This window comes from Pseudomonas sp. PD9R, assembly GCF_019200975.1.
GTDB lineage: Bacteria > Pseudomonadota > Gammaproteobacteria > Pseudomonadales > Pseudomonadaceae > Aquipseudomonas.
Genome location: NZ_JAHTMR010000010.1, coordinates 222,992 through 249,769 on the forward strand (window position 1 = coordinate 222,992; position 26,778 = coordinate 249,769).

27 protein-coding genes are annotated in these 26,778 nt (G+C 57.9%); 21 read left to right on the forward strand and 6 right to left on the reverse strand.

The window, feature by feature from the left end; translation table 11 throughout:
* Window positions 1–39 precede the first annotated feature (39 nt).
* Complete coding sequence (locus tag KUF73_RS20105) at window positions 40–495, reverse strand: DUF721 domain-containing protein (RefSeq protein ID WP_218439794.1); 456 nt, start codon at window positions 493–495, stop codon at window positions 40–42.
* A gap of 307 nt (window positions 496–802) precedes the next feature.
* Here KUF73_RS20105 and secA point away from each other — a divergent pair, with 307 nt between their 5' ends.
* From secA to KUF73_RS20125, 4 genes are all read left to right on the forward strand, one after another.
* The gene (gene secA, locus KUF73_RS20110) at window positions 803–3,538 is read left to right on the forward strand and encodes a preprotein translocase subunit SecA (RefSeq protein ID WP_218439795.1); all 2,736 of its coding nucleotides are present in this window, start codon (window positions 803–805) and stop codon (window positions 3,536–3,538) included.
* A 121-nt stretch (window positions 3,539–3,659) separates the two neighbouring features.
* Complete coding sequence (gene argJ / locus KUF73_RS20115) at window positions 3,660–4,877, forward strand: bifunctional glutamate N-acetyltransferase/amino-acid acetyltransferase ArgJ (protein WP_218439796.1); 1,218 nt, start codon at window positions 3,660–3,662, stop codon at window positions 4,875–4,877.
* A gap of 165 nt (window positions 4,878–5,042) precedes the next feature.
* Entirely contained in the window at window positions 5,043–5,675 is a 633-nt protein-coding gene (locus KUF73_RS20120) for a glutathione S-transferase family protein (RefSeq protein ID WP_218439797.1), read from the forward strand.
* A complete protein-coding gene (locus KUF73_RS20125; RefSeq protein WP_218439798.1) occupies window positions 5,672–6,616 on the forward strand; it encodes a Nudix family hydrolase in 945 nt (314 codons plus the stop codon). The genes KUF73_RS20120 and KUF73_RS20125 overlap by 4 nt, the downstream gene beginning before the upstream one ends.
* A 135-nt stretch (window positions 6,617–6,751) precedes the next feature.
* Here KUF73_RS20125 and KUF73_RS20130 read toward each other — a convergent pair whose 3' ends face one another.
* Genes KUF73_RS20130 through KUF73_RS20140 form a run of 3 tightly spaced genes read right to left on the reverse strand, consistent with a single transcriptional unit; the run spans window position 6,752 to window position 10,335 of the window.
* A complete protein-coding gene (locus tag KUF73_RS20130) occupies window positions 6,752–7,333 on the reverse strand; it encodes a cob(I)yrinic acid a,c-diamide adenosyltransferase (RefSeq protein ID WP_218439799.1) in 582 nt (193 codons plus the stop codon).
* Between the two features lie 2 nt (window positions 7,334–7,335).
* The gene (locus tag KUF73_RS20135; protein ID WP_218439800.1) at window positions 7,336–9,372 is read right to left on the reverse strand and encodes a HAMP domain-containing sensor histidine kinase; all 2,037 of its coding nucleotides are present in this window, start codon (window positions 9,370–9,372) and stop codon (window positions 7,336–7,338) included.
* A gap of 45 nt (window positions 9,373–9,417) precedes the next feature.
* Window positions 9,418–10,335 carry a putative 2-dehydropantoate 2-reductase gene (locus KUF73_RS20140; protein ID WP_218439801.1) on the reverse strand — a complete coding sequence of 306 codons (918 nt, stop codon included), beginning with the start codon at window positions 10,333–10,335 and terminating at the stop codon, window positions 9,418–9,420.
* A 134-nt stretch (window positions 10,336–10,469) separates the two neighbouring features.
* Between KUF73_RS20140 and KUF73_RS20145 the strand changes: the two genes are divergently transcribed.
* Both KUF73_RS20145 and KUF73_RS20150 read left to right on the forward strand, forming a co-directional pair.
* A complete protein-coding gene (locus tag KUF73_RS20145) occupies window positions 10,470–10,955 on the forward strand; it encodes a YajQ family cyclic di-GMP-binding protein (protein WP_060539637.1) in 486 nt (161 codons plus the stop codon).
* A gap of 137 nt (window positions 10,956–11,092) precedes the next feature.
* Window positions 11,093–11,935: a mechanosensitive ion channel family protein gene (locus KUF73_RS20150; protein WP_218439802.1), complete on the forward strand. Its 843-nt coding sequence runs from the start codon at window positions 11,093–11,095 to the stop codon at window positions 11,933–11,935.
* 208 nt (window positions 11,936–12,143) lie between these two features.
* Here KUF73_RS20150 and KUF73_RS20155 read toward each other — a convergent pair whose 3' ends face one another.
* Window positions 12,144–13,472 carry an OprD family porin gene (locus KUF73_RS20155; RefSeq protein WP_218439803.1) on the reverse strand — a complete coding sequence of 443 codons (1,329 nt, stop codon included), beginning with the start codon at window positions 13,470–13,472 and terminating at the stop codon, window positions 12,144–12,146.
* 909 nt (window positions 13,473–14,381) lie between these two features.
* On the opposite strand from KUF73_RS20155, the gene KUF73_RS20160 reads away from it, so the two are divergent.
* Together KUF73_RS20160 and KUF73_RS20165 are read left to right on the forward strand one after the other, a co-directional pair.
* Window positions 14,382–14,807, forward strand: coding sequence for an HIT domain-containing protein (locus tag KUF73_RS20160; protein ID WP_218439824.1), 426 nt, complete (start codon window positions 14,382–14,384; stop codon window positions 14,805–14,807).
* Between the two features lie 3 nt (window positions 14,808–14,810).
* Complete coding sequence (locus KUF73_RS20165; protein WP_218439804.1) at window positions 14,811–15,017, forward strand: SlyX family protein; 207 nt, start codon at window positions 14,811–14,813, stop codon at window positions 15,015–15,017.
* Between the two features lie 61 nt (window positions 15,018–15,078).
* Here KUF73_RS20165 and KUF73_RS31570 read toward each other — a convergent pair whose 3' ends face one another.
* Window positions 15,079–15,681, reverse strand: a complete 603-nt coding sequence (locus KUF73_RS31570) for a cold-shock protein (protein WP_218439805.1) — start codon at window positions 15,679–15,681, stop codon at window positions 15,079–15,081.
* Between the two features lie 288 nt (window positions 15,682–15,969).
* On the opposite strand from KUF73_RS31570, the gene KUF73_RS20175 reads away from it, so the two are divergent.
* From KUF73_RS20175 to tolB, 13 genes are all read left to right on the forward strand, one after another.
* On the forward strand, window positions 15,970–16,440 hold the full coding sequence (locus KUF73_RS20175) for a Dps family protein (RefSeq protein ID WP_218439806.1): 471 nt from the start codon (window positions 15,970–15,972) through the stop codon (window positions 16,438–16,440).
* A gap of 264 nt (window positions 16,441–16,704) precedes the next feature.
* A complete protein-coding gene (locus KUF73_RS20180; RefSeq protein WP_218439807.1) occupies window positions 16,705–17,043 on the forward strand; it encodes a ribbon-helix-helix domain-containing protein in 339 nt (112 codons plus the stop codon).
* A 135-nt stretch (window positions 17,044–17,178) separates the two neighbouring features.
* Window positions 17,179–17,400, forward strand: coding sequence for an FmdB family zinc ribbon protein (locus KUF73_RS20185; protein ID WP_218439825.1), 222 nt, complete (start codon window positions 17,179–17,181; stop codon window positions 17,398–17,400).
* 111 nt (window positions 17,401–17,511) lie between these two features.
* A complete protein-coding gene (gene aspS, locus KUF73_RS20190) occupies window positions 17,512–19,287 on the forward strand; it encodes an aspartate--tRNA ligase (protein WP_218439808.1) in 1,776 nt (591 codons plus the stop codon).
* A 123-nt stretch (window positions 19,288–19,410) separates the two neighbouring features.
* Window positions 19,411–20,157 carry a YebC/PmpR family DNA-binding transcriptional regulator gene (locus tag KUF73_RS20195; RefSeq protein WP_218439809.1) on the forward strand — a complete coding sequence of 249 codons (747 nt, stop codon included), beginning with the start codon at window positions 19,411–19,413 and terminating at the stop codon, window positions 20,155–20,157.
* Between the two features lie 161 nt (window positions 20,158–20,318).
* Complete coding sequence (gene ruvC / locus KUF73_RS20200) at window positions 20,319–20,843, forward strand: crossover junction endodeoxyribonuclease RuvC (protein ID WP_218439810.1); 525 nt, start codon at window positions 20,319–20,321, stop codon at window positions 20,841–20,843.
* 114 nt (window positions 20,844–20,957) lie between these two features.
* Entirely contained in the window at window positions 20,958–21,566 is a 609-nt protein-coding gene (ruvA, locus tag KUF73_RS20205; RefSeq protein WP_218439811.1) for a Holliday junction branch migration protein RuvA, read from the forward strand.
* On the forward strand, window positions 21,567–22,628 hold the full coding sequence (ruvB, locus tag KUF73_RS20210; RefSeq protein WP_218439812.1) for a Holliday junction branch migration DNA helicase RuvB: 1,062 nt from the start codon (window positions 21,567–21,569) through the stop codon (window positions 22,626–22,628). It abuts the gene before it with no gap.
* Window positions 22,629–22,755: 127 nt separating this feature from the next.
* The gene (gene ybgC, locus KUF73_RS20215) at window positions 22,756–23,223 is read left to right on the forward strand and encodes a tol-pal system-associated acyl-CoA thioesterase (protein WP_085714501.1); all 468 of its coding nucleotides are present in this window, start codon (window positions 22,756–22,758) and stop codon (window positions 23,221–23,223) included.
* Window positions 23,213–23,908: a protein TolQ gene (tolQ, locus tag KUF73_RS20220; protein WP_046049659.1), complete on the forward strand. Its 696-nt coding sequence runs from the start codon at window positions 23,213–23,215 to the stop codon at window positions 23,906–23,908. The genes ybgC and tolQ overlap by 11 nt, the downstream gene beginning before the upstream one ends.
* Before the next feature lie 23 nt (window positions 23,909–23,931).
* Entirely contained in the window at window positions 23,932–24,384 is a 453-nt protein-coding gene (gene tolR, locus KUF73_RS20225; protein WP_218439826.1) for a protein TolR, read from the forward strand.
* A complete protein-coding gene (gene tolA, locus KUF73_RS20230) occupies window positions 24,384–25,463 on the forward strand; it encodes a cell envelope integrity protein TolA (protein ID WP_218439813.1) in 1,080 nt (359 codons plus the stop codon). The genes tolR and tolA overlap by 1 nt, the downstream gene beginning before the upstream one ends.
* Window positions 25,464–25,480: 17 nt before the next feature.
* Window positions 25,481–26,761, forward strand: coding sequence for a Tol-Pal system beta propeller repeat protein TolB (gene tolB / locus KUF73_RS20235; RefSeq protein ID WP_218439827.1), 1,281 nt, complete (start codon window positions 25,481–25,483; stop codon window positions 26,759–26,761).
* Window positions 26,762–26,778 lie beyond the last annotated feature (17 nt).

A 26,778-nucleotide genomic window follows, 5' to 3' on the forward strand; every position in this document is an offset into this window, starting at 1 on the left:
GTAAGAGCTGCCGCAGGCCGCGATCTTTTGTTTTTGCCTTTAGACTTTGGGCCTGGCGTGCGCTGCCAAGCGCTCAAGCGCGGCCCGCAGATTCGGATCGCTGATGCCATCAGCCGTCGCCTGAATGGTCGCCGCCGCATCATTGGACAAATCCATCGTGTGCCCGGCCGCACCCTGCTGAACGGTCGGCGGCTGCACCTTGAACAGAATACGCGTGAGGTTGGCGAACTCGTCGAACATCTGCAGTTGCCGTTGCAGGCGCTTTTGCTGGTAGCGCAGGCGGGTGGCCCAATGGCCGTCGGTGACAATCAGCAACAAACTGCCTTCGCGCCACGATGCCACATGGCAATGCTCGCGGGCGGCCGGCTGCAGTTGGCTTTCCAGCAGGCGTTGCAGATGGCCCAGGCGTTGAGCGTGGCCAAAAATGGCTTTGAGCGGCTTGGCTTCGCGAAGCAGAACGGCGGGTGCTCTGGCCGTAAGAGGGCGAAAAGCCATGATCAGACACCTGAAGTAACAGAGCCGCCATGGTAGCAGAAAGCACCGGATACACCCGACCCATTGCTTTGCGCGCGCTTTACCCATTAAATCAACAAGTAACTTCTGTCGTGAATGGCTTGAAGTTCAGCAATTAGCCCCTATTTTAAGTGAGCCCCGTCAAAGCGCTGTGCCAGCATCGTGGAATAACGCCACTTTCCTCTCCATCGTTTCCGGGTAGAATGCTCGTTCGCATGCGGCCATGAGGGCTGCACGGGCGACTCACGGGGCCGCCCTCCATCCCTTTAGTGTGGAAGATCCTGCCGATATGTTTGCGCCTTTGTTAAAGAAACTTTTTGGAAGCAAGAACGAGCGTGAAGTCAAACGCATGCTCAAGACGGTGCAATTCGTCAATGCCTTCGAAGAGCAAATGGTGGCCCTTTCGGACGATCAATTGCGTGCCAAGACGGACGAGTTCAAGGCCCGCATCGCCAAAGGGGAAACCCTCGACAAGCTGCTGCCAGAAGCCTTTGCGGTCGCCCGCGAAGCTGGTAAGCGTGTCATGGGCATGCGCCACTTCGATGTCCAGCTGATCGGCGGCATGACCTTGCATGAAGGCATGATCGCGGAAATGCGTACCGGTGAAGGCAAGACCCTGGTGGCAACACTGGGCGTTTACCTCAACGCGCTGTCCGGCAAGGGCGTGCACGTTGTGACGGTGAACGACTACCTGGCCCGTCGTGACGCCAACTGGATGCGCCCGCTCTACGAATTCCTCGGCCTGACGGTCGGCGTGGTCACGCCGTTCCAGCCGCCGGAAGAGAAGCGCGCTGCCTACGCCGCTGACATCACCTACGGCACCAACAACGAATTCGGTTTCGACTACCTGCGCGACAACATGGCGTTCAGCATGGAAGAAAAATTCCAGCGCGAACTCAATTTTGCCGTAATCGACGAAGTCGACTCCATCCTCATCGACGAAGCCCGTACCCCGCTGATCATTTCCGGTCAGGCCGAGGACAGCTCCAAGCTGTACATCGAGATCAACAAACTGATCCCGACGCTTGAGTTGCACATCGAAGAAGTGGAAGGCGAAGTCACCAAGGCTGGCCATTACACCGTCGATGAGAAGACCCGTCAGGTCGAACTAAACGAAGCCGGTCACCAGTACGTCGAGGAAACCCTCACCCGCATCGGCCTGCTGGCTGAAGGCGAGAGCCTGTACTCGGCGCATAACCTGAGCCTGCTGACTCACGTTTATGCCGGTCTGCGTGCGCACAAACTGTTCCACCGCAACATCGAATACATCGTGCAGGACGGTCAGGTTGTCCTGGTCGACGAACACACCGGTCGTACCATGCCGGGCCGTCGTTTGTCCGAAGGCCTGCACCAGGCCATCGAGGCCAAGGAAAATCTGAACATTCAGGCCGAAAGCCAGACCCTGGCATCGACCACGTTCCAGAACTACTTCCGTCTGTACAACAAACTGTCCGGCATGACCGGTACGGCCGACACCGAAGCGTTCGAGTTCCATCAGATCTATGGCCTGCAGGTCATGGTCATTCCGCCGAACAAGCCGCTGGCACGTAAGGACTACAACGACCTGGTGTTCCTGACTGCCGACGAGAAGTACGCGGCAATCGTGGCCGACATCAAGGAAAGCATGGCGGCTGGCCGTCCGGTACTGGTGGGTACTGCGACCATCGAAACTTCCGAGCACATGTCCAATCTGCTCGTGAAAGAAGGCATCGAACACAAGGTTCTGAACGCCAAGTTCCACGAAAAAGAAGCCGAGATCATTGCCCAGGCCGGTCGCCCAGGCGCGCTGACCATCGCCACCAACATGGCCGGTCGTGGTACCGACATCCTGTTGGGCGGCAACTGGGAAGTGGAAGTGGCTTCGCTGGAAGACCCGACCCCTGAGCAAATTGCCCAGATCAAGGCTGACTGGCAGAAACGTCACCAGCAAGTGCTCGAGTCGGGCGGTTTGCAGGTGATTGCGTCTGAGCGTCACGAATCGCGTCGTATCGACAACCAGTTGCGTGGTCGTGCCGGTCGTCAGGGTGACGCTGGTTCCAGCCGCTTCTACCTGTCGCTGGAAGACAGCCTGATGCGTATCTTCGCCTCTGACCGGGTGAAGAATTTCATGAAAGCCCTGGGCATGCAGCCTGGCGAAGCGATCGAGCACCGCATGGTGACCAACGCTATTGAAAAGGCTCAGCGCAAGGTTGAAGGGCGCAACTTCGACATTCGTAAGCAACTGCTTGAGTTCGACGACGTCAACAACGAACAACGTAAAGTGATCTATCACATGCGTAACACGTTGCTGGCCGCTGACAACATCGGCGAGACCATCGCTGACTTCCGTCAGGACGTGCTCAACGCCACCGTCAGCGCCCACATTCCACCGCAATCGCTGCCTGAGCAGTGGGACGTGGCTGGTCTGGAAGCGACATTGCAGAGTGACTTCGGTGTGGCGCTGCCGATCCAGCAATGGCTCGACGAAGACGATCACCTGTACGAAGAAACCCTGCGCGAGAAGCTGATGCAGGAACTCATCGCAGCGTACAACGAGAAAGAAGACCAGGCGGGCGCCGACGCGCTGCGTACCTTCGAGAAGCAAATCGTTCTGCGCGTTCTGGACGACCTGTGGAAAGACCACCTGTCGACCATGGACCATTTGCGTCATGGTATTCACTTGCGTGGCTACGCCCAGAAGAACCCGAAGCAGGAATACAAGCGCGAGTCGTTCACGCTGTTCTCCGAGCTGCTGGATTCGATCAAGCGCGACTCGATCCGTGTGCTGTCGCACGTTCAGGTTCGCCGCGAAGATCCAGCCGAAGAAGAAGCACGCCTGCGTCAGGAAGCCGAAGCACTGGCCGCACGCATGCAGTTCCTGCACGAAGAAGCGCCTGGTCTTGAGCAACCGGAAGTGTTAGGTGAAGAGGTCGATGTGGCCCTCGCCACCGCACCGGTACGCAACGAGCAGAAGCTGGGTCGTAACGAGCTGTGCTACTGCGGTTCGGGCAAGAAATTCAAGCATTGCCACGGGCAGATCCAGTAAAACCCGTTTCATACGCTGAAATACCCGCGCCGCGACCGGCTTATGCCGTCGCGGCGTTTTGCCATTCAAACCACCGCACTTCCTCAAGCGGTGCAGACATCATCTAGTTAGGAGCGCATTCATGGCTGTTGGTCTTGGTCCTTTGCCAACGTTGCACCCGGTTGCCGGTTTTGAACTCGGTATCGCCTCGGCCGGTATCAAGCGCCCGGGGCGCAAGGATGTTGTGGTCATGCGCTGTGCCGAAGGCTCCACCGTGGCGGGCGTATTTACCCTGAACGCTTTTTGCGCCGCGCCGGTGATCCTGGCCAGGCAGCGCGTGCAAGGCCCAGTGCGTTACCTGCTGACCAACACCGGCAATGCCAACGCCGGCACCGGCGAACCAGGCCTGGCTGCCGCCGAGCGCACTTGCGCCAAGCTGGCTGAGCTGACCGGCGTCGATGCGAGCCTGGTGCTGCCGTACTCCACGGGTGTGATCGGCGAGCCGCTGCCGGTCGAGAAGATCGAAGGTGCGCTGCAAGCCGCCCTCGACGACCTGTCGATCCACAACTGGGAAGCTGCCGCCACCGGCATCATGACCACTGACACCTTGCCTAAAGGGGCCAGCCGCCAGTTCCAGCATGATGGCGTGACCATCACCGTTACCGGCATCAGCAAAGGCGCGGGCATGATTCGCCCGAACATGGCGACCATGCTTGGCTACATCGCTACCGATGCCAAAGTCTCGCGCGATGTACTGCAAAACCTGATGCTGGACGGTGCCAACAAGTCGTTCAACCGCATCACCATTGACGGCGACACCTCGACCAACGACTGCTGCATGCTGATCGCCACCGGTCAGGCTGCGCTGCCGGAAATCACCCGTGCCGAGGGCGAGTTGTTCGGTAAATTGAAACAGGCGGTGTTCGAAGTGTGCATGGACGTGGCTCAGGCCATCGTCCGCGATGGTGAAGGCGCGACCAAGTTCGTTACTGTTGAAGTCAACGGCGGCGGCAATCACCAGGAATGCCTGGATGTCGGTTACACCGTGGCTCACTCGCCGCTGATCAAGACCGCGCTGTTCGCCTCTGACCCGAACTGGGGCCGCATCCTGGCCGCTGTGGGCCGTGCCGGCGTGCCGAACCTGGACGTGAGCAAGATTGACGTGTTCCTCGGCGAAGTGTGCATCGCCAGCCGTGGCGCGCGCGCTGCGACCTACACCGAAGCCCAGGGCGCGGCTGTGATGCAGCAGGAAGAAATCACCATTCGTATCGAACTGGGTCGCGGCGATTGCAGCGAAACCATCTGGACCACCGACCTGTCCCACGAATACGTGAAAATCAACGCCGAGTACCGTACTTAAGACCGATTCGAACCCATCGCGAGCAGGCTCGCTCCCCACAGGAGATCACCAGTGAACGCCGTAGTTGTTTACGACACGATCAAATGTGGGAGCGAGCCCGCTCGCGATGGCGGTCCGTCAGTCGTCAACTAGACTGGCCCGCTCCCCCATCAAAAGGTCCCGAACATGAGCCTGCACCTGATCATCGGCGACAAACTGTTTTCCTCCTGGTCCCTGCGCGGCACCTTGGCCCTGGATCTGGCCGGCGCGCCCCACACCGAAGAACTGATCAAACTCAACCAGCCGGACACCCGCGAGCGTCTGCTCAAGCATTCGCCGACCGGCAAAGTCCCGCTGTTGAAAACCGAACACGGCACCATCGCCGATTCCCTGGCGATTGCCGAATACCTGGCAGAACAGTTTCCCGAGGCCGACCTCTGGCCCAAAGACACCGCCGCCCGTGCCCAGGCGCGTTCGGCTTGCGCGCAGATGCACAGCGGTTTTTTCGCTATGCGCGGCAACATGCCGTTCGACCTGAGCCATGATGCACCGCTGTCGCCAACACCGACCGACGTCCAGGCCGATGTTGATCGTATGTCTGCCCTCTGGGCCGAGTGCCGCGCCGCTGCGACCGAAAGTGGGCCGTACCTGTTCGGCCGTTTGACTTTGGCTGATGCCTTTTTCGCGCCGATTGCCGTGCGTTTGCGCACCTATCAAGTGAAACTGCCTGCGGTCGACGAAGCCTATGTCGACACGTTGTACCAATGGCCAGCCTTCAAGGCTTGGCAGAAAGCAGGACTGGAGGAAATCGAGCGGTGAAACGAGTACACGTAGCCGCCGCCGTTATCCGTGATAACAGCGGCAAAATCCTCATCGCCCGCCGTGCCGACACCCAGCACCAAGGCGGCCTGTGGGAGTTCCCCGGCGGCAAGGTCGAGGCCGACGAATCGGTCGAAACTGCTCTGGCCCGCGAGCTGCAAGAGGAGTTGGGCATTGTGGTTGGCGCGGCGCGCCCGCTGATCAAAGTCCGTCACGATTACCCGGACAAGCAGGTGTTGCTGGATGTCTGGGAAGTCTCGGCGTTTACCGGCGAGCCACACGGTGCCGAAGGCCAGCCTTTGGCCTGGGTGACAGCGCGGGATCTGGCGGGTTACGAATTCCCCGAGGCCAACCGCCCGATCGTTGCCGCGGCACGATTGCCCGAGCAATACCTGATCACCCCGGAAGACCTGGAAACCCCGGCCTTGCTGCGGGGCATTCAGAAAGCCATCGCCGGCGGTATCAAGCTGATCCAGTTGCGTGCACCGAACGGCTACGACCCGAAATACCGCGACCTGGCTGTCGACGCAGCGGGCCTGTGTGCCGGCAAGGCGCAGTTGATGATCAAGGGTCCGTTCGAATGGCTGGGGGACTTCCCGTCCGCCGGTTGGCACATCACCTCGGTGCAACTGCGCAAGTACGCCGCTGCCGGTCGCCCGCTGCCTGCGTCGCGCTGGTTGGCGGCGTCCTGCCATAACGCCGAAGAGCTGGCGCTGGCTGAAGAGATGGGTGTGGACTTTGTGACGTTGTCACCGGTTCAGCCGACCCTGACTCATCCGGGGGCTCAGCCGTTGGGTTGGGAGCAGGCCTCTACCTTGATCGAGGGTTTCAGCAAACCGGTGTTCTTGCTCGGTGGCGTGGGGCCTGCGGAGGTTCAGAAAGCTTGGGCTGCTGGTGCTCAGGGCGTGGCGGGGATTCGGGCGTTTTGGCCTGAGGCCTGACTCTGTAGTGATACCGCTGGCCCCTTCGCGGGCAAGCCTCGCTCCTACAGAATTTACGTCGTTCGCAATTTTTGTGATCGACTAAAAACCCGTAGGAGCGAAGCTTGCTCGCGAAGGCGTCCTGACAGGCGCCGACTAAACCTGAGGTTTCGCCGCAGGTTGCCAAAGAATCTCCGCAATCCCTTGCCTCCTGGCAGTCAGGCGCGCTGCAACAAACAACAAATCCGACAGCCGATTGATATAGGCCAATCCCACACCGGCCAACGGTTCAATCGCATTCAAATGCTGACACCGACGTTCGGCACTGCGCGCCAGGCTGCGACAGACATGCGCCTGGGCAATCAGCATTGAACCGCCCGGCAGAATGAAGTTCTCCAGCGGCCCCAGTTCTTCGTTCCACACATCGATTGCCGCTTCCAGGCGTTCGATTTCTCCGGCATTCAACGCCTGATACTCCGGCATCGCCAGTTCGCCACCGAGGTCAAACAATCGATGTTGGCAGGGTGCCAAAACGTCGATCACTTCCTTCAATCCTGGGTACTGGGCGACTTCCGCTGCCAGCCCGGCCAGTAAAACGCCGACCTGGCTGTTCAGCGTATCGACCTCGCCAATAGCCTCGATCCGCGGATGATCCTTGGGCACGCGGCGGCCGTCGCCCAGGCCGGTTTCGCCTTTGTCGCCGGCGCGCGTGTAAATCTTCGACAGGCGAAAGCCCATGGTTACCTCGATAGCTGATTGAGTTCTTGTGAGACGAGCGGGGTGCCCGCCAAGGGCAGGCGCAAGGTGAAGCAGGTGCCTTGGCCCAGGGTCGATTGCACTTCCATCTGCCCTTTGTGGTTGTTGGTGATGATGAAGTAGGAGACCGACAGCCCAAGGCCTGTGCCCTGGCCGATTTCCTTGGTGGTGAAAAACGGTTCGAACGTGCGCTTGCGTACACTTTCGCTCATGCCGACGCCGTTGTCCTCGACCTGGATTTCCGCCCAGGGCGGATTAAGCTTGGTGCGCAGGATGATGCGCCCCGGCTCGCTGTCGTCTTCGCGCTGATGAATGGCCTGGGCGGCGTTTTTCAGCAGGTTGAGCAGGACCTGCTCCAGTTCGTTGGCGGTGCCTGGTACCGGGCCTAACGTCGGGTCGAACTGGCGGATGATCGCCTGGCCCTTGAAGTCGAAACCGATGGCCAGGTCGAAGTCGTTGCCGGCAATTTCAACGGCTTGGTCTATCAGGGCCGGCAGGTTGCACGGGGCCATTTGCCGGGTGCTGCGGCGACTAAAGCTGAGCATGTGGGTGACGATTTTAGCTGCGCGGGCACCTGCCTGCTGAATGCCGTCCAGCAACTGCGGCACCTCCCGCGCTTTCAGGTAGTCATTGACCGTCGCTAGCTCGATGCCGACCTGCTCGGCCTGTTCGAGGTTCTTCGGCAGTTCGGGCGACAGGCGTCGGCGAATGTTCTGCACGTTGTGCAGGATCGCCCCCAATGGATTGTTGATTTCGTGAGCCATGCCAGCGGCGAGGCCGCCGACGGAGAGCATTTTCTCCGACTGCACCATCATTTCTTCCAGGGACAGGCGTTGGGTGATGTCATCGATCCGGATCACCACGCCACGTCCTGCACCGCCCATCAGTGGATAAAAAGTCAGGGCGTAGTGTTTGGGTTCATCGTCCTTGATCCAGGTGACGCGCTCGATCTTGGCCACCGTGTGTTGCTCGACGGTTTGCTTGAGCTGCGGCAGAAACGGTTTGAGCGGTTCGAAGGCAAGAAAGATCGGCTGGTTCAGCGCTTCGTCCAGACGCGTGCCGGAGAGGGCGCTGGCTTCCTGATTCCACTGCGTGACATAGAGTTGTTCGTCGAGGGCGATCAGCGCCGAGGGCATGGAGTCGATGATGCTGTTGAGGTAGTTCTGGAAACCGGTCAGCTTCTTTTCGATCTTGCTGCGCACCTGGACTTCGAGTTCCAGTTTGCGGTTTGTGTGTCGGGTTTCTTCAGCCAGGCCTTGGGCCTGGTCATAGGCAGCCTGGGAGTCATCCCGCGCCCGTTTGAGTTGCTGCTCCCGCGCCTCGATACGCGAGAGCATGGTGTTGAAGGCTTCGGCGAGGCTGCCGATTTCGTCGTGGTTACCGCGGGAGGCACGCAGGGCGTAGTTCTCCTCCCGGGTCACTTGTCGCGAAAGCTCTTCGAGTTGATGAATCGGCCGGGTAATCAGGCGTTTGATCTGCCGGGCGATCACCAGCCACAACAACACGCTGAAGATCAGAATCCCGAGACTCGCGGTCAGGGTGCCGGTGTAGAACGCCATCGGCAGTTCGCTACTGGCCACCAACAGCAAATGGCCGGGTTCGGTGCCGGGGCGGGGCAGGGTGATTACTTGATTGCTGCGAAACTCGGTGGCCTGCCAGGATTCGATGTGCCGGTAGCGTTCTGGCAGGTTCAGATGATCGCCATGTTGCAACTGTGCCAGACGCTCGCCCTTGCCGTCATACAGGGCGGCCGCACGCAGCGGTGAATAGCTGTCGAGTTCATCCAGCAGGCGTTGCGCACTTTGCGGCGATGCCAGGGCCTCGGACACCAGGCTCGGGTTGGACACCAGTCGGCCGATGGTCTGCAGGGCCTGTGGCGCCATGCTTTCCTGGGAAATGTAGTACGCGGCGCTGATAAACGTCAGGTTGGCGACCAGCAGGACCGTGGTCAACAGCACCAGCAGGGCGGCCAGCAGTTTCTGGCCGACAGGAAGGTTTTCAAGGCGCTGGCGCAATGGCATCTGGTTTTTCGCTACAAAGGAACAAGTGGCCAGCGTAGCCGCTGCTCAGTCGCTGGGCAATCCAAGGCTGAGCAGGCGGGCAATCAGCCGCTGTTGCAGTTGATTGAGATGGGGCAGGTTCAGCTTGTGTCTGTCGGCGGCTTTGCAGGCGTAACCCAGCAGGTAGCTGATTTCGGTCCGGCGTCGATTGCTGACATCTTGATACATGGAGGAGAAATTGGCGGCGGTGGCGTGGATCACCCGCTCGACTTCCTGTTGCAGGTTCTGCGCCGCTGCCGGTTGACCGCACCGCTCAAGCAGTTCGGTCAGCTCGCCGCAGAGCGTGGCCACTTCACAGTGATGGTCCTGCAAGCCGCCATTGCGGCAATCGTGCAGCACCGTCAGGGGGTTGATTGCACAGTTGAGTGCCAGTTTGCGCCACAGTCTGGTCAGAATCTCGGTGCTCCATTCATGAGGAATACCGGCGGCGTTCAAGTCATCCAGCCAGATTGGCGCCACTGGGTGGCCAGCATCCCCGAGCCAGGTGAAACCGTGGCCGGCGAACACCACACTCCAGGCGCCATCGCGGAACGCGCCTTCGGTGCTCGACGCATAAATACAGCGCGCCTGCGGCACCTGTGCTGCCACGGCGTCCTGACTGCCCAGGCCGTTCTGCAAAAGAATCAGCTCGGCACCGGGCGCCAGGCGTTGCGCCACCTGTGCCACGGCCTTCTCGGCGTCGTAGGCTTTACAGGCGACCAACAGGCGATTGATAGGTTCGGCGCTGTCCGCCGTTTCTGCGGGCACCGGGTAACACTTTGCTTCGCCGTGCTCGACCAGCGTCAGCCCGCCGGCGGCCTCGTATGCCTGCAAGCGCTCAGCGTCCCTCACAATCAGCCGCACCGGTGCCCCGGCCCGCGCCAGACGCGTCGCCCACAAGGTACCGAGACTGCCGGCCCCCAGAACATGCCAGGTAGTGGACATCAGCTTTTTGCTCTGATTAACGCGCGCATGGAAGGCTCGCAGTGAATGATAGGAAAGACCCGTTATAATCAGCGCGGATTTTTATCGCAAGCCAGGTGTGCTTCATCGGCGCGCCCTTTTATTGGAGAGATTACATGCCGTCGTTCGACGTGGTATCCGAACTGGACAAACACGAAGTCACCAACGCGGTCGAAAACGCCGTCAAGGAACTCGATCGTCGTTATGACCTGAAAGGCAAAGGCAGCTTCGAGTTCAAGGAAAAGGACCTGACTGTCAACCTGACCGCCGAAGCGGACTTCCAGCTTGAAGCGATGATTGAGATCCTCAAGCTGGCGCTGGTCAAGCGCAAGATCGACGTGCAGTGCCTTGAGGTCAAGGACGCTTTTGCATCGGGCAAGCTGATGAAGCAGGAAGCCGTCCTCAAGGAAGGCATCGACAAGGAGATGGCGAAAAAGATCGTCGCTCACGTCAAAGACGCCAAGCTCAAGGTCCAGGCCGCCATTCAGGGCGAGCAAGTGCGCATCACCGGCAAGAAACGCGACGACCTGCAGGAAGCCATTGCAGCACTGCGCGCCAAGGAATTCGGCATGCCGCTGCAGTTCAACAACTTCCGCGACTGATGTAACAAGCGGGAACCTCTCGGCGTTTTCGGCGTCCGAGGCCCAAGCAACGGTAGAAACGACTGGCCCTGGTGGGGTCGGTTTTTTCTGCCGTTTATTTTTCGTGTGCCGGGTAGCCGGAAAGCAGGAGATAGCAGATGGATATAAATGCCGAAGTAGACAACCTGGTCAGGGTATCCCAAACCTGGATTCCGATGATCATGGAATACGGCAGTCGTGTACTGCTGGCGGTCATCACCTTGGCTATCGGTTGGTGGCTGATCAACAAGGTCACGAAAAAGCTTGGCGGCCTGATTGCATTGCGTAACGCCGACCTGGCGCTGCAAGGCTTCATCAGCAGCCTGGCGAACATCATTCTGAAGATTTTGCTGATCGTCAGCGTGGCGTCGATGATCGGTGTGGAAACCACGTCGTTCGTGGCCGCGATCGGTGCGGCGGGTCTGGCCATTGGTCTGGCGTTGCAGGGCAGCCTGGCAAACTTTGCCGGCGGTGTGCTGATTTTGTTGTTCCGCCCGTTCCGTATTGGCGACTGGATCGAAGCCCAAGGCGTTGCCGGCACGGTCGACAGCATCCAGATTTTCCACACCGTGCTGCGCACCGGTGATAACAAGACCATCATCGTGCCAAACGGTAATCTGTCGAACGGTATCATTACCAACACAAACCGCCAGCCGACTCGAAAAGTCGTGTTTGATGTTGGCGTTGATTACGAAGCGGACTTGCAGATGGCCCGCCAAGTATTGCTGGAGTTGGCCAAGGATCCGCGTGTTTTGGCAGAACCGGCCCCTCAGGCAGTGATCTCGACATTGGGTGATAGCTCGATCACTGTGTCCCTGCGAGTGTGGGTAAAAACAGCGGATTATTGGGATGTGATGTTCATGTTTAACGAGCAATCCCGTGATCGTTTGAAAAAGGCCGGTATCGACATTCCATTCCCGCAACGGGTTGTTCGTGTGGTTCAGGAAGCAACAGTGCAATAAGCGTTCTTTTGTTAGTTGCCAGGCCCAAGGAATTAATAGTTTCTTGGGCTTTTTTGTGACTTTTGATCAGTTCATTTCAAAAAGTACTAATGTCAGGAGTGGAAGTTGTTTGTCATTGCGCTCGATATGTAGCAGGCATAAAAAAACCGCCCACCCGAAGAGGTGGACGGTTTTTTCGATCTACAGTACTTCCGGTCTTACACCCTGATTACAGGATGCTCAGCGGGTACTCAACGATCACACGGGTGTCGTACAGGTCAGACGAGTAGTTGCTATACGCTTCGTTCGAGCGATAGTTGGCGAAGCGCAGACGGAACGACAGGTCTTTAGCTGGACCTTCCTGCACTACGTACTTGGACTCGACGTTCCATTCGTATTCCTTACCTTCGCCAGCGTTGGCAACGGTAATGTTGTCACCCTTCACGTAACGGGTCATGAAGCTCAGACCAGGCACGCCGTAGGAAGCCATGTTCAGGTCGTAGCGAGCCTGCCACGATTTCTCGTCGCGACCCACGAAGTCGGAGATCTGAATGGAGTTGGATACGAAGATGGTGCTGTTACCGTCAACGCCGTAGTAGTAAGCGTTGTCACCGCTGGATTGCTGGTAAGCAACGGTGAACTTGTGGGCACCGAGGCTATACGCACCAGCCAGGGACCACAGGTTGTTGTCCACACCCAGGGTGCCGTCGCCAATGGCATCAACCGTGTCACCACGTTTGTCGCCTTTGGTTTTGTACCCGTTCAGATCGAAGTTCAGGGACTGATCGTCAGTGATCGGCAGGGTGTAGTTCAGGTTGACGTAGTACTTTTTGAAGTACTGATCAGCATCCGACGCAGCCAGGGCACCGGTGAAGTTGTCGGTGAAGGCGTAGCTGGCACCGAAGATGTTGATGGCGCTGCTCAGGCCTTTGCCGTGGTTGCCGTCATCATCGGAGATGCCGCCGATGCTGTCTTTAGCCATACCGGTTTGTTTGCTCAGAGCGGTGAAGCGACCGGCGCTCAGTTCCAGGCCTTTGATTTCCTTGGAAGTGATCAGGGTACCGGTAGCAACTTCTGGCAGCAGACGGCTGTCGTCGGTAGCGAATACTGGACTGGCAACGAATTGCTGGCCGTATTTCAGGACGGTGTCGGAGAGACGCAGTTTGACTGCACCACCGGTTTTGCCTTGGGATTTTTCTTCGTTGCCGTCGCTATCGACTGCGAACAGGCCGTTACCACGGTGGCCCGAGCCGCCGTCAAGTTTGGCCGAACCCATTGCCATGGCGTCGATACCGAAACCAACAGTACCTTGAGTGAAGCCCGACTCGTAAGTGAGCAACTGGCTGATACCGGAATCCTGACGATAGCCGGAATCGGAGTTGGACGGGTTGCTTGCACCGTTTTTGTAGTCGCGGTTCATGTACTCAAAACGGGTTTTGAGTTTCAGGCTCTGGTCGCCCAGGAAACCCTTGGAGTCATCCTGAGAAGACGCCACTGCGAACTGCGAGGTACCAGCTGCAACAGCCAGTGCGATCATGCTCCACTTCATCACGCGCATCGTGATTTGCTCCTTTGGTTTTTAGAAGAGTACTGCCGTCCCACCTGTTTTATTATCTGGGCGGCTCTTTCTTTTTGTGTCGGCGCAAACTTATATCACGCCGACAATGTTGGCGATACTTGCGCATCTAACCTTTCAGCTTCTTTACGACCCTGTCGCAGACAGCTTGCTAGATGTCGCAAATTTACAGCCCCGATGCAACCGGACTGACAACTTTAATGCTGTTTCTGGGCTTGAACATCGGTAAAAAGAGTCCCTGGTGAAACGTTGAATCTCCATCGGGCTACCCTGCCACGGTTTTAATTTGTCTTAAGGTTCCCACTTCCAGCGGTGCCTTATAGACGATGTGGGTGTGAATGCAACAAGCGTGCACAAATCAGAGATCTGCTGATATTTTTTTCTGAATAGCTGCTTGATGCGGTAAAAACCTCATAAAACCGGGGGTCTCATGTCTATGTTGTTTGGGCTTGACGCCATGGTTTGCATCGTGTTGCACCATCATGTCCGGTGGCGTGACAGCCAAAAACGTTACCGGTTCACCCCGCCAGTGAGTAATTGGCGGATGTCGAAGCACTCAGCGTAGACGTACTGTACGGTTTTGGTGCAAAAAATTTTACTCGCTGTACTGAATTCATACAGCTGCGCGTTTTCCGGTATTTGAACGAGTCCGCGTTTATCAGTCCTTTCAGCGTTTTTCAACGCTGCCGGTTCGGTAATGGTGCGTTTCATCAGGAAATGTTTCATCCCGGGGCGGACCAAGGCCATTCGCAAATTTACAATAGGGGCCAGGCGATGGTTCGTCGTGAAGCGGGCGACGTTCGCAGGTATGCTGCCGTCCAGTCGCTTGGTGCGCGATCTCTCGGGATGGGCGCTAAGCTGAAATTTGATTACCTTGCGGGAGTGCGCGCAGTGTTTGCTTTAGATCCACGACTTCAACAAGACACGCTACCGATCGGTGATTTCCCGCTTTGCAGATTACTGTTGTCCAACGATTCGAACTATCCCTGGTTCATCCTTGTACCTCGTCGGGACGATATCAGCGAGATATTTCAGTTGGATGTCGCCGATCAACTGCAACTTTGGACGGAAACCAACGCGCTGGCGGAATTGCTCAAAGACTTGCTGGGTGCCGATAAAATGAACATCGCGGCACTGGGTAACGTGGTCAGCCAGTTACACATGCATGTGATTGTGCGCAAGCGTGAGGACGCCGCCTGGCCGGCTCCAGTCTGGGGCAGGCACCCAGCCACGCCGTACAGTGCAGAGCAGGTCGCGGCGATTCGTGAACGTCTGCGCCTGGTGTTGACCGAAAACTTCACCTTCGTGGAGGCTTGAATCATGAGCCTGGAAAACCGCGTTACCGATCTGGAGAGCCAGTTGGCGTTTCAGGATGACACCATCCAGGCATTGAACGATGTGTTGGCCGCACAGCAGCGTGTGGTCGAGCGCCTTCAGCTGCAAATGGCCGCGTTGCTCAAGCGTCAGGAAGAAATGGTTGGCCAGTTCGAGTCTTTCGAGGACGAGGCGCCACCGCCCCATTACTGAATACGCAGGCAATAAAAAACCGCGAACAGCCTGGCTGTCCGCGGTTTTTTTATGCCTTCAATCAGCGCCGCGGCAGGGCGGCGATCACATCTTCGGCTTGCAGGCCTTTGTCGCGATTCATCACGGAGAACTCCACGCGCTGGCCTTCGACCAGGACGCGATGACCCTCGCCGCGAATGGCCCGGAAATGCACGAAAATATCATCGCCGGAGTCGCGGGAAATAAAGCCGAAGCCTTTAGAGGTGTTGAACCACTTTACGGTGCCGGTATCGCGGTTGCTCATGTCGTAGCTTGGCGAGGCGGCGGCCGGTGACGATTTGTAGAAGCTGACGGCCAGGTGCAGGGCAACGGCAATCAGGGCCGCGACCAGGCTGAACAGAACGGCAGGCTGACCGGCGATAACCGGCATCGGTGCGATCAGTGTCAGGGTTTGCAGGAAAACAGCCAGAATCAGCAGGGCGCTGACCAGGTTTTGCAGTTGATGGCGCGGGCCTTTGTTCCAGTAAGGAATAACTGGAGCGAGGGTCAGGTTGAGCAGGCCGAAAAAGGCCAGGTACAGCGCGTCAGGTTGTTGCAGGTAAGGTACGGCTTCAGATCGCAGGCTAGGGATGAAGGACAGCAGCAAGGCCGCTGCGCCCATTAGCAGGTGGACGATTTTCAACATTTTGATTAACTCACGTTAAGACGGATCACAAGGAAGAGCTGATGGAGCACGGTTCGCTTCAGAGCAATAAGAGGCGTTGGGCACGTACCCGGTATCAGCCTATGCGCAGCGCCCGGAAAATATAGGCGCCAGCGACACACTGCCTATTTAACAGCAAAGCCTGTGGCTACTCAAATCAAGGAGGCCGGCGGTGCATCGAGGGCGATTTGTCGCAGGCTAAAGGGTGATGGGCTTGCTAGAGTGGTCTTGCACCTGTCGGATGAACTTCATCGCCTTTAGGGGAAAAACATGGCAATCGATATTGGAATCAGTGAAGAGGACCGCAAGTCCATCGTCGATGGACTGTCGCGTCTGCTGTCGGACACTTACGTACTTTATTTGAAAACCCATAACTTTCACTGGAACGTCACCGGTCCCATGTTTCGGACCCTGCATTTGATGTTCGAAGAGCAATACAACGAGCTGGCCCTGGCGGTCGATTCGATTGCCGAACGAATTCGCGCGCTCGGATTTCCGGCACCGGGTGCGTATTCAGTTTATGCGCGGCTGTCTTCTATTAAGGAAGAGGAGGGCGTTCCTGCTGCCGAAGACATGATCAAGCAGCTGGTCGAGGGCCAGGAAGCGGTAACACGCACGGCTCGGGGGATTTTTCCGCTACTCGACAAGGTCAGTGACGAACCTACGGCTGACCTGCTGACCCAGCGTATGCAGGTTCACGAAAAAACCGCGTGGATGCTGCGGTCACTGCTGGCTGAATAACCCCGTTGTCTGCGGACAGCACGCTTGAGTGTTGTCCGCGGCTTGTTTGTACTGTCGATAAAACGCCGGCTCATCGAGTGATCTTTCGCCAATCACTGTGGGAAAAAGTCCGGAGTAGGACGCGCTCCATGATCTGCCTTCCACTGTTGGCTTATCCTACGCGGACGGTCATAAAGTCATCTGGATATAACTTTGCCCTCGCGGTTTTATAAGCAGACAGATTGCGCTTATGGAAACCAGGAATGGCAAAGGAGTGTCAACGCGATGGTTTATGAAGACAGGCGAAACGAGGGGAGGGGCGGTCCGCTCAAGGACATCAGGATCGACCCGTTTGTCAGTGAATTCGATATGGGGCTGGCCCAGCCCTTGTCGCGGTCGGTACGGCTCAATGGGTTTGCCACCTGTTTGCGCCTTGAGCAGGTTTACTGGGATATTTTGGGCGAAATGGCCAAGGTCAATTGCTGCTCGGTCAGTGCGCTGTTGTCCCACGTTGATCGCGAAGTGCATTTGCGCCATGGCGGGGTAAAGAATTTCAGTGGGCTGGTGCGGGTCGTTTGTGTCGTACACAGCCTTAAGGAAGGCAGTTGTCTGGTCATGACGTAGTCATGCCAGTAAAAGTGCAGAGTGTCGATCTGTGCAGTCTTACGGCTGCACAGGCTGCATTTAATGGATATAATCCCGCTCTTTGCCGCAAAACCAAGCGTGCGCGGTAGCAATCTGATCGCCGAGACAACCCCCATGCCGATGTACGATTATCAATGTGCTTCCTGTGGTCATCAGCTGGAAGTCATTCAAAAGATCAGCGCAGCACCGCTGGTCGATTGCCCTGCGTGCCAGGCACCAGAGCTCAAGAAGATGCTGTCGATGCCGGGCTTTCGCCTCAGCGGCAGTGGCTGGTACGAGACCGATTTCAAGACCGGTTCCAAGAAGAATCTGGCCGGCGGCGACAAAGCTGACTAGGGTCTGGAACCTGGGTTGAACCACACGTGCGGGCTCTTGCGTCATTGACCATCTGGTTTATGCGCAAGGTCTCCAACCGAATTTCGAATTACGAGAAGTGAAACCACTACCATGATGCGCAGCCATTATTGCGGCCAACTGAACGAAAGCCTGGACGGCCAGGAAATTACCCTTTGCGGATGGGTCCACCGTCGCCGTGACCACGGTGGGGTGATTTTCCTCGATATCCGTGATCGTGATGGTCTGGCCCAGGTAGTGTTCGATCCGGACCGTGCTGAAACCTTCGCCGCCGCCGACCGCGTGCGCAGCGAATACGTGGTCAAAGTTACCGGTAAGGTCCGTCTGCGTCCGGCCGGTGCCACCAACGCCAACATGGCGTCGGGCATGATCGAAGTGCTGGGCTACGAGCTCGAAGTGCTGAACGAATCGGAAACCCCGCCGTTCCCGCTGAACGAGTTCTCCGATGTCGGTGAAGAAACCCGTCTGCGTTACCGCTTCCTTGACCTGCGTCGTCCGGAAATGGCCGAGAAGCTGCGCCTGCGTTCGCGCATGACCACCAGCATCCGTCGCTACCTGGACGAGAACGGCTTCCTTGACGTTGAGACGCCTATCCTGACCCGCGCCACCCCTGAAGGTGCCCGCGATTATCTGGTGCCAAGCCGTACTCACGCCGGTTCATTCTTCGCCTTGCCGCAATCGCCGCAGCTGTTCAAGCAACTGCTGATGGTCGCCGGCTTCGATCGTTACTACCAGATCGCCAAGTGCTTCCGTGACGAAGACCTGCGTGCCGACCGTCAGCCGGAATTCACCCAGATCGACATCGAGACCAGCTTCCTCGATGAAAAAGACATCATGGGCCTGACCGAAGGCATGATCCGCAACCTGTTCAAGGAAGTGCTGGATCTGGAGTTCGGTGAGTTCCCGCACATGACCTTCGAAGAGGCCATGCGTCGTTACGGTTCCGATAAGCCGGACCTGCGTAACCCGCTGGAGTTGGTCGACGTTGCCGATCAACTCAAAGAAGTCGATTTCAAGGTGTTCAGCGGCCCGGCCAACGACCCGAAATGCCGCATCGCCGCCTTGCGCGTTCCTGGCGGGGCAAGCATGCCACGCAAGCAAATCGACGATTACACCAAGTTTGTCGGCATCTACGGTGCCAAGGGCCTGGCGTACATCAAGGTCAACGAACGCGCCAACGGTGTTGACGGCCTGCAGTCGCCAATCGTGAAGAACATCCCTGAAGCCAACCTCAACGTGATCCTCGATCGCGTTGGTGCGGTCGATGGCGACATCGTGTTTTTCGGCGCCGACAAAGCCAAGATCGTCAGCGAAGCCCTGGGTGCTCTGCGGATCAAGCTCGGCCACGACCTGGACTTGCTGACCTGCAAGTGGGCACCAATGTGGGTCGTTGACTTCCCGATGTTCGAAGAAAACGACGACGGCAGCTTCAGTGCCTTGCACCACCCGTTCACCGCGCCGAAGTGCACTCCGGCAGAGCTGGAAGCCAGCCCGGCAACCGCACTGTCGCGTGCCTACGACATGGTCCTGAACGGCACCGAGTTGGGCGGCGGTTCGATCCGTATTCACCGTAAAGAGATGCAACAGTCGGTATTCCGCCTGCTGGGTATCAACGAAGCGGAACAGGAAGAGAAGTTCGGCTTCCTGCTCGATGCGCTGAAGTACGGCGCGCCGCCACACGGTGGCTTGGCCTTCGGTCTGGACCGCCTGGTGATGCTGATGACCGGTGCCCAGTCGATCCGTGAAGTAATCGCATTCCCGAAAACCCAGAGCGCGGCGGACGTCATGACGCAAGCACCGGGTCAGGTGGATGCCAAGGCATTGCGCGAACTGCACATTCGTCTGCGCGAAACGCCTAAAGCTGAGTAAGGCTGGCCTGAAAAGGCGCATCTTCGGATGCGCCTTTTCTTTATATGGGTCGAGATTTTTTCTTTGCTGGCCAGCGCGATCTCGCGCGGCGGGCAATGTTTCAAAGAGAATTCGGAGCGAGTTATGGCGGGTCATTCCAAGTGGGCGAACATCAAGCACCGCAAAGAACGTCAGGATGCCAAGAAGGGCAAGATTTTCACCAAGTGGATTCGTGAACTGACCGTTGCTGCCCGTCAGGGCGGCGGTGACCCAGGCTCCAACCCACGGTTGCGTCTGGCGCTGGACAAGGCCCTGGGGGCGAACATGAGTCGCGATATCATCGATCGCGCGGTAGCCCGTGGCGCCGGCGCAGCCGATACCGATGACATGGTCGAGCTGACCTACGAAGGTTACGGCCCGGGCGGCGTAGCGGTAATGGTCGAGTGCATGACCGACAACCGCAACCGTACTGCGGCCGCTGTCCGTCACGCGTTCAGCAAGTGCGGCGGCAACCTTGGTACTGACGGTTCGGTGGCTTACTTGTTCGAGCGCAAGGGGCAAATTTCCTTCGCGCCTGGCGTTGATGAAGATGCGCTGATCGAAGCCGCCATGGAAGCTGATGCCGATGACGTAGTGACCAACGAAGACGGTTCCGTCGATGTGTTCACCTCGTTTGCCGGTTTCTACGCCGTGCGTAACGCGCTGGAAGCGGCGGGTTTCAAAGGGACGGATGCAGAAATCGTCATGCTGCCGACCACCAGTGCCGAGCTGGATCTGGAAGGCGCCGAGAAAGTCCTCAAGCTGATCGACATGCTCGAAGATCTCGATGATGTACAGAACGTCTATTCCAACGCGGACATTCCAGAGTCGGTGGCCGCACAGCTCGGTTGATGCTTTTGTAAAAAGATCGCAGCCCTCACGGCCCTGCACCGAACCTGTAGAAGCCGCCGCAGGCCGCGATCTTTTGATTTTAAAGACCAGGATCAAAAGATCGCAGCCTTCGGCAGCTCCTACAGGTACTCTCGGGTATCGCATTATTTTCTGCAGGCTTTATGACTTTAATTCTTGGTATCGACCCCGGTTCGCGTATCACCGGTTATGGCGTGGTACGGGATACTGGTCGTGGCTGCGTTTACGTGGCGTCGGGCTGCATTCGCACGGGTTCGGGCGAGCTGCATGAGCGCCTGCAAATCGTTTATCGCGGCGTTCGTGAAGTCATCCAGACCTACGGTCCGGTGACCATGGGCATCGAAAAGGTGTTCATGGCGCGCAACGCGGACTCGGCGCTGAAGCTCGGCCAGGCTCGCGGCGCGGCCATTGTCGCAGGTGCCGAAGAAGATCTGGAAATTGCCGAATACACCGCCACCCAGGTCAAGCAAGCCGTGACCGGTACAGGTGGGGCGAACAAAGAGCAGGTGCAAATGATGGTCATGCATATGCTGAAACTGACCAGCAAACCGCAAATTGATGCCTCGGATGCCCTGGCCATTGCCATTTGCCATGCTCACACCCGTTCCAGCCTGTTGCCTCATGGACTGGGTACGGCACGCAGTCGTGGCGGGCGCTTGCGTCTCTGATAGCATCAGCAGTCAATTTTATGGAATGAGGGTTTTGCGCCTGTGTCGTCGGCGCAAAATCCTTGCTCTGTCAGTCGCTGGCCTCGCGCTGGCCAACGCTCAAGGATCTGTAACGTGATTGGACGCTTGCGCGGCACACTGGCTGAGAAACAGCCGCCGCACCTGATTCTGGATGTAAACGGTCTGGGCTATGAGCTGGAAGTGCCCATGACCACGCTTTATCGCCTGCCGTCGGTCGGTGAACCGCTGACGCTGCACACCCATCTGGTCGTACGCGAAGACGCGCAGTTACTCTATGGCTTCGTCGGCAAGCGCGAGCGAGACTTTTTTCGCGAGTTGATCCGTCTCAATGGTGTAGGGCCGAAGCTGGCCCTGGCCTTGATGTCGAGCCTGGAAGTCGACGAACTGGTGCGTTGCGTGCAGTCCCAGGATACCTCGGCGCTGACCAAGGTCCCGGGCGTGGGCAAGAAAACCGCCGAGCGTCTGTTGGTGGAGCTCAAGGATCGCTTCAAGGCCTGGGAAACCGTGCCGGCCATGTTCGCGTTGGTACCGAATCAGCCGGATGCGCCGGCGCAGGTTAACTCCGCCGAAAATGATGCAGTCAGCGCGTTGATTTCCCTGGGCTACAAGCCGCAGGAGGCCAGCAAGGCGATTTCCGGGATCAAGGAGAAAGGCTTGAGCAGTGAAGACCTGATTCGTCGTGCCCTGAAGGGAATGATTTAAGTGATTGAAGCTGATCGTCTGATCGCCGCCACGGGTGCTCCCCGTGATCGCGAAGAAGTCCAGGACCGGGCGATACGCCCTGTCAGTCTGGCCGAATACATTGGCCAGCCGACCGTTCGCGAGCAAATGGAGTTGTTCATCCAGGCGGCGCGTGGGCGCAATGAGTCCTTGGACCACACGCTGATTTTCGGTCCGCCGGGCCTGGGTAAAACCACCCTGGCCAACATCATCGCCCAGGAAATGGGTGTTTCGATCAAAAGCACGTCGGGGCCAGTCCTTGAACGACCGGGCGACCTGGCGGCGCTGCTGACCAATCTTGAGCCGCACGACGTGTTGTTCATCGACGAAATCCATCGGCTGTCGCCGATTGTCGAAGAAGTGCTGTACCCGGCCATGGAAGATTTCCAGCTCGACATCATGATTGGCGAAGGTCCGGCTGCGCGCTCAATCAAGCTGGATCTGCCGCCATTCACCCTGGTCGGCGCGACGACGCGGGCCGGCATGCTGACCAATCCGTTGCGTGACCGTTTCGGGATCGTCCAGCGTCTGGAGTTCTACAGCACTGCCGACCTGGCAACGATTGTCAGTCGTTCGGCGAACATCCTCGGTTTGCCGCTGGATCCGGAAGGCGCCTTTGAAATTGCCCGTCGTGCCCGTGGCACGCCACGGATTGCCAACCGCTTGTTGCGCCGTGTGCGTGATTTCGCTGAAGTTCGCGCCAAGGGCCATATCACCAAACCTGTGGCCGACATGGCGCTGAACCTGCTGGATGTCGATGAGCGTGGCTTCGATCACCAGGACCGGCGTCTATTGCTGACGATGATCGAGAAGTTCGATGGCGGGCCGGTCGGGGTGGACAGCCTCGCCGCAGCCATCAGTGAAGAGCGCCACACCATTGAAGACGTGCTGGAGCCGTATCTGATCCAGCAGGGCTACATCATGCGCACGCCGCGCGGGCGAGTGGTAACGCGACATGCCTACCTGCATTTCGGCTTAAACATTCCGTCACGATTGGGTGAAATGCCCGTGGTAGACGAGTTCCTTGATGCCGTCGACGATTAATAACCTTTGCGCGCTGATTTTTTCGGGCATTGTGCTGTCCCAGGACCGTACTTTTGCAAGAAAGCCGCAGAACAATGAAAAACAGTTGCCTGGCCGGATTGGCAACCTGAGGAGTAAGCACTAGAGTATGCGCGCGCAAAACGGGCTTGAGCCTTTCGCACATCGTTGTCGCGTTTATTACGAGGACACCGATGCGGGCGGCATCGTGTATTACGTTAATTACCTCAAGTTTATGGAACGGGCTCGAACCGAGCGGCTACGAGATCTGGGCTTTGCCCAATCGCAGCTGGCAGGGGAGGACCTGTTGTTCGTCGTGCATTCCAGCGAAGCGCGCTATCACGCGCCGGCGCGACTGGATGACGAACTGCTGGTAAGCGCTGAAGTAATCGAATTGAACCGTGCCAGCCTGCGCTTTAAACAGCAGGTCAGGCGGGCGACGGATAATGCGCTGCTCTGCGAAGGGCAGTTTTTGGTGGCCTGTGTGCGCACTGACAGTTTGAAACCCCGGGCCATTCCCGAAGCTCTACGAGCGGCCTTTGCCGACGTGAGCGGCGCGGGTACACACTCAAAGCAGGAGATAAAGCGTGGAAGCTAACGTCGTCGACCATTCCTCCATGTGGAGCCTGGTCAGCAATGCCAGTATCGTGGTGCAACTGGTAATGCTGATCCTGGTAGCCGCATCGGTGACCTCGTGGATCATGATCTTTCAGCGCAGCAACTTGCTGCGCGCCGGTCGACGTGCCCTGGAGAGCTTTGAAGAGCGCTTCTGGTCCGGCATCGACCTGTCCAAACTGTACCGTCAGGCCGGCAGCAACCCGGACCCGGATTCAGGTGTCGAGCAGATCTTCCGTGCCGGTTTCAAGGAATTCTCCCGTCTGCGCCAGCAGCCAGGCGTCGATCCTGAAGCGGTCATGGAAGGCGTGGCCCGTGCCATGCGCGTTGCCATTTCCCGCGAAGAAGAAAAGCTCGAACAGAGCCTGCCATTCCTCGCCACCGTCGGCTCCGTCAGCCCCTACATCGGTCTGTTCGGTACGGTCTGGGGCATCATGAACTCCTTCCGTGGTCTGGCAACTGCCCAGCAAGCGACATTGGCTACCGTGGCACCAGGCATCGCCGAAGCACTGATCGCGACTGCGATCGGTCTGTTCGCCGCTATCCCGGCAGTAATTGCTTACAACCGTTTCGCCGCTCGCAGCGAAACCCTGCTGAGCCGTTACTACACCTTCGCCGATGAATTCCAGGCGATCCTGCACCGCAAAGTGCACACCAGCGAAGAATAAGCAGGTAATTTCCAATGGCTTTAATCGCTCGAGCTCGCAAAAAGCGCAAGCCGGTCGCCGAGATGAACGTGGTGCCTTACATCGACGTGATGTTGGTACTGCTGGTCATCTTCATGGTGACCGCGCCAATGCTCAATCAGGGCGTGAAAGTTGATCTGCCCAAGGTTTCCAGCGAAGCCTTGCCGCAGGACAACAACACCCAGGTCCTGACCATTTCGATCAAAGCTGACAAGACCTATTACTGGAACCTTGGCAGCGAAGTCGACACAGAGAAGCAGCAGGACCGTGCCATGACCCTGCCGCAAATGACCGATGCGGTGACCAAGATCATTCGCGCCGGCAACGAAGGCGGCAAGCACACCCAGGTCTTCATTCGCGGCGACAAGACCGTCGATTACGGCTCCGTCATGGGGGCTATGGGCGGGTTGCAGAAAGCCGGGGTCGGTAATGTTGGCTTGATTACCGAGGCGCCCTGATGCAGCAACAGCGAGAGCCGTCCGCCTCGGAAAGCTACTTCTGGCCTAGTGTCTGGGCGATTGGCTTGCACGTGCTGGTGTTCGGCATGCTGTTCGTCAGTTTTGCCTTCACCCCGGAGCTACCGCCGTCCAAGCCGATCGTCCAGGCGACCCTGTACCAGCTGAAGTCGAAAAGTCGGGCGACCACCCAGACCAATCAGAAGATTGCGGGTGAAGCGCAGAAATCTGCCGCGCGTCAGACCGAAGTCGAACAGATGGAACAAAAGAAGGTCGAGCAGGAAGCGGTGAAGGCTGCGGAACAAAAGAAAGAAGAAGCGGCTCAAAAGGCCGAGGAAGCCAAGAAGGCCGACGAGTCGAAGAAAGCGGAAGAGGCGAAAAAGGCTGATGAAGCCAAGAAAGCCGATGACGCGAAGAAGACCGCCGAAGCCAAGAAGGCTGAAGAGAAACAACTGGCTGATATAGCCAAGAAGAAAGCGGAAGAAGAAGCCAAGAAGGCTGCTGAAGAAGAGGCCAAGAAAGCGGCCGCTGAAGAAGCGAAGAAGAAGATCGTCGAAGACGCGAAGAAGAAAGCCGCGGAAGACGCCAAGAAGAAAGCTGAAGCTGAAGAGGCGAAGAAGAAAGTCGCCGAAGACGCGAAGAAGAAAGCTGCTGCCGATGCTGCGAAGAAGAAATCGCAGGACGCGGCACGTAAATCCACCGAAGACAAAAAGGCTCAGGCCTTGGCGGATTTGCTTTCCGACACGCCACAGCGCCAGCAAGCCTTGGCCGATGAGCAGGGGGACGAAGTCGCCGGCAGTTTCGATGACTTGATTCGCGCTCGTGCAGCGGAAGGCTGGGCTCGTCCACCTTCGGCCCGCAAAGGCATGACGGTCGTGTTGCAAATCGGCATGTTGCCGGACGGTACAGTGACCTCGGTCAGCGTCTCCAAGTCCAGTGGCGATGGTCCGTTTGACGCATCGGCTGTAGCAGCGGTGAAGAATATTGGACGTTTGACAGAAATGCAGGGAATGAAGCCGAGCGATTTCGCTCCGTATCGTTCATTCAAGATGACATTCACACCTGAGGATCTAGCCTTGTGAGAAACCTTCTTCGAGGAATGCTGGTCGTTATCTGCTGCATGGCAGGGATGGCGATGGCAGATGAGAAAAACATTCTGGTCACCAGTGGCAGCGATCGGGCCACCCCGATCGCGGTAGTGCCGTTCGGCAACCAGGGCGGCAGCGTGCTGCCGGACGACATGGCCGAAATCATCGGTAACGACCTGCGCAACTCGGGTTACTACTCGCCGATTCCAAAGCAGAACATGATCAGCCAGCCGAGCCAGGCCAGCGAAATCATCTACCGTGACTTCAAGGCGCTGGGCGCCCAGTACGTCATGGTTGGCAACATTGTGCCGGCGGGCGGTCGCCTGCAGGTTCAATACGCACTGTTCAACGTTGCCACCGAGCAGCAAGTGCTGACTGGCAGTGTCTCGGGTGGCGTCGATCAACTGCGCGACATGTCGCACTACATCGCCGACCAGTCGTTCGAAAAACTCACCGGTATCAAAGGTGCGTTCTCGACTCGCCTGCTGTACGTGACGGCCGAGCGTTTCTCCGAGAAGAACACTCGCTACACGCTGCAACGTTCGGACTATGACGGTGCACGCGCCGTAACCCTGCTGCAATCGCGCGAGCCGATCCTGTCGCCGCGTTTCGCACCGGATGGCAAGCGCATTGCCTACGTCTCGTTCGAGCAGAAGCGTCCACGCATTTTCATGCAGAACATCGACACCGGTCGCCGTGAACAGATCACCAACTTCGAAGGCCTTAACGGTGCGCCAGCCTGGTCGCCGGATGGCAATCGCCTGGCGTTCGTACTGTCGAAAGACGGCAACCCGGACATCTATGTGATGAACCTGGGTTCGCGTCAGATCACTCGCGTCACCAACGGTCCTGGCATCAACACCGAGCCATTCTGGGGTAAGGATGGTTCGACCATCTACTTCACTTCCGACCGTGGCGGCAAACCACAAATCTACAAAACCAGCGTGGGTGGTGGCGGTGCCGAGCGTGTAACTTTCATCGGTAACTACAACGCCAACCCTAAATTGTCGGCTGATGAAAAGACCCTGGTGATGATTCACCGCCAGGATGGCTTCACCAATTTCAAAGTGGCGGCTCAGGATTTGCAGCGCGGTAGCGTAAAAATCCTCACTGATAGCACTCTGGACGAGTCGCCTACTGTTGCGCCCAACGGCACCATGGTAATCTACGCCACCCGCCAGCAGGGCCGGGGAGTCTTGATGCTCGTGTCCATTAATGGACGCGTAAGGCTCCCGCTTCCTACCGCACAAGGCGAAGTCAGAGAACCTTCCTGGTCCCCTTACCTGAACTGACGCGGCGCTTTACGTTG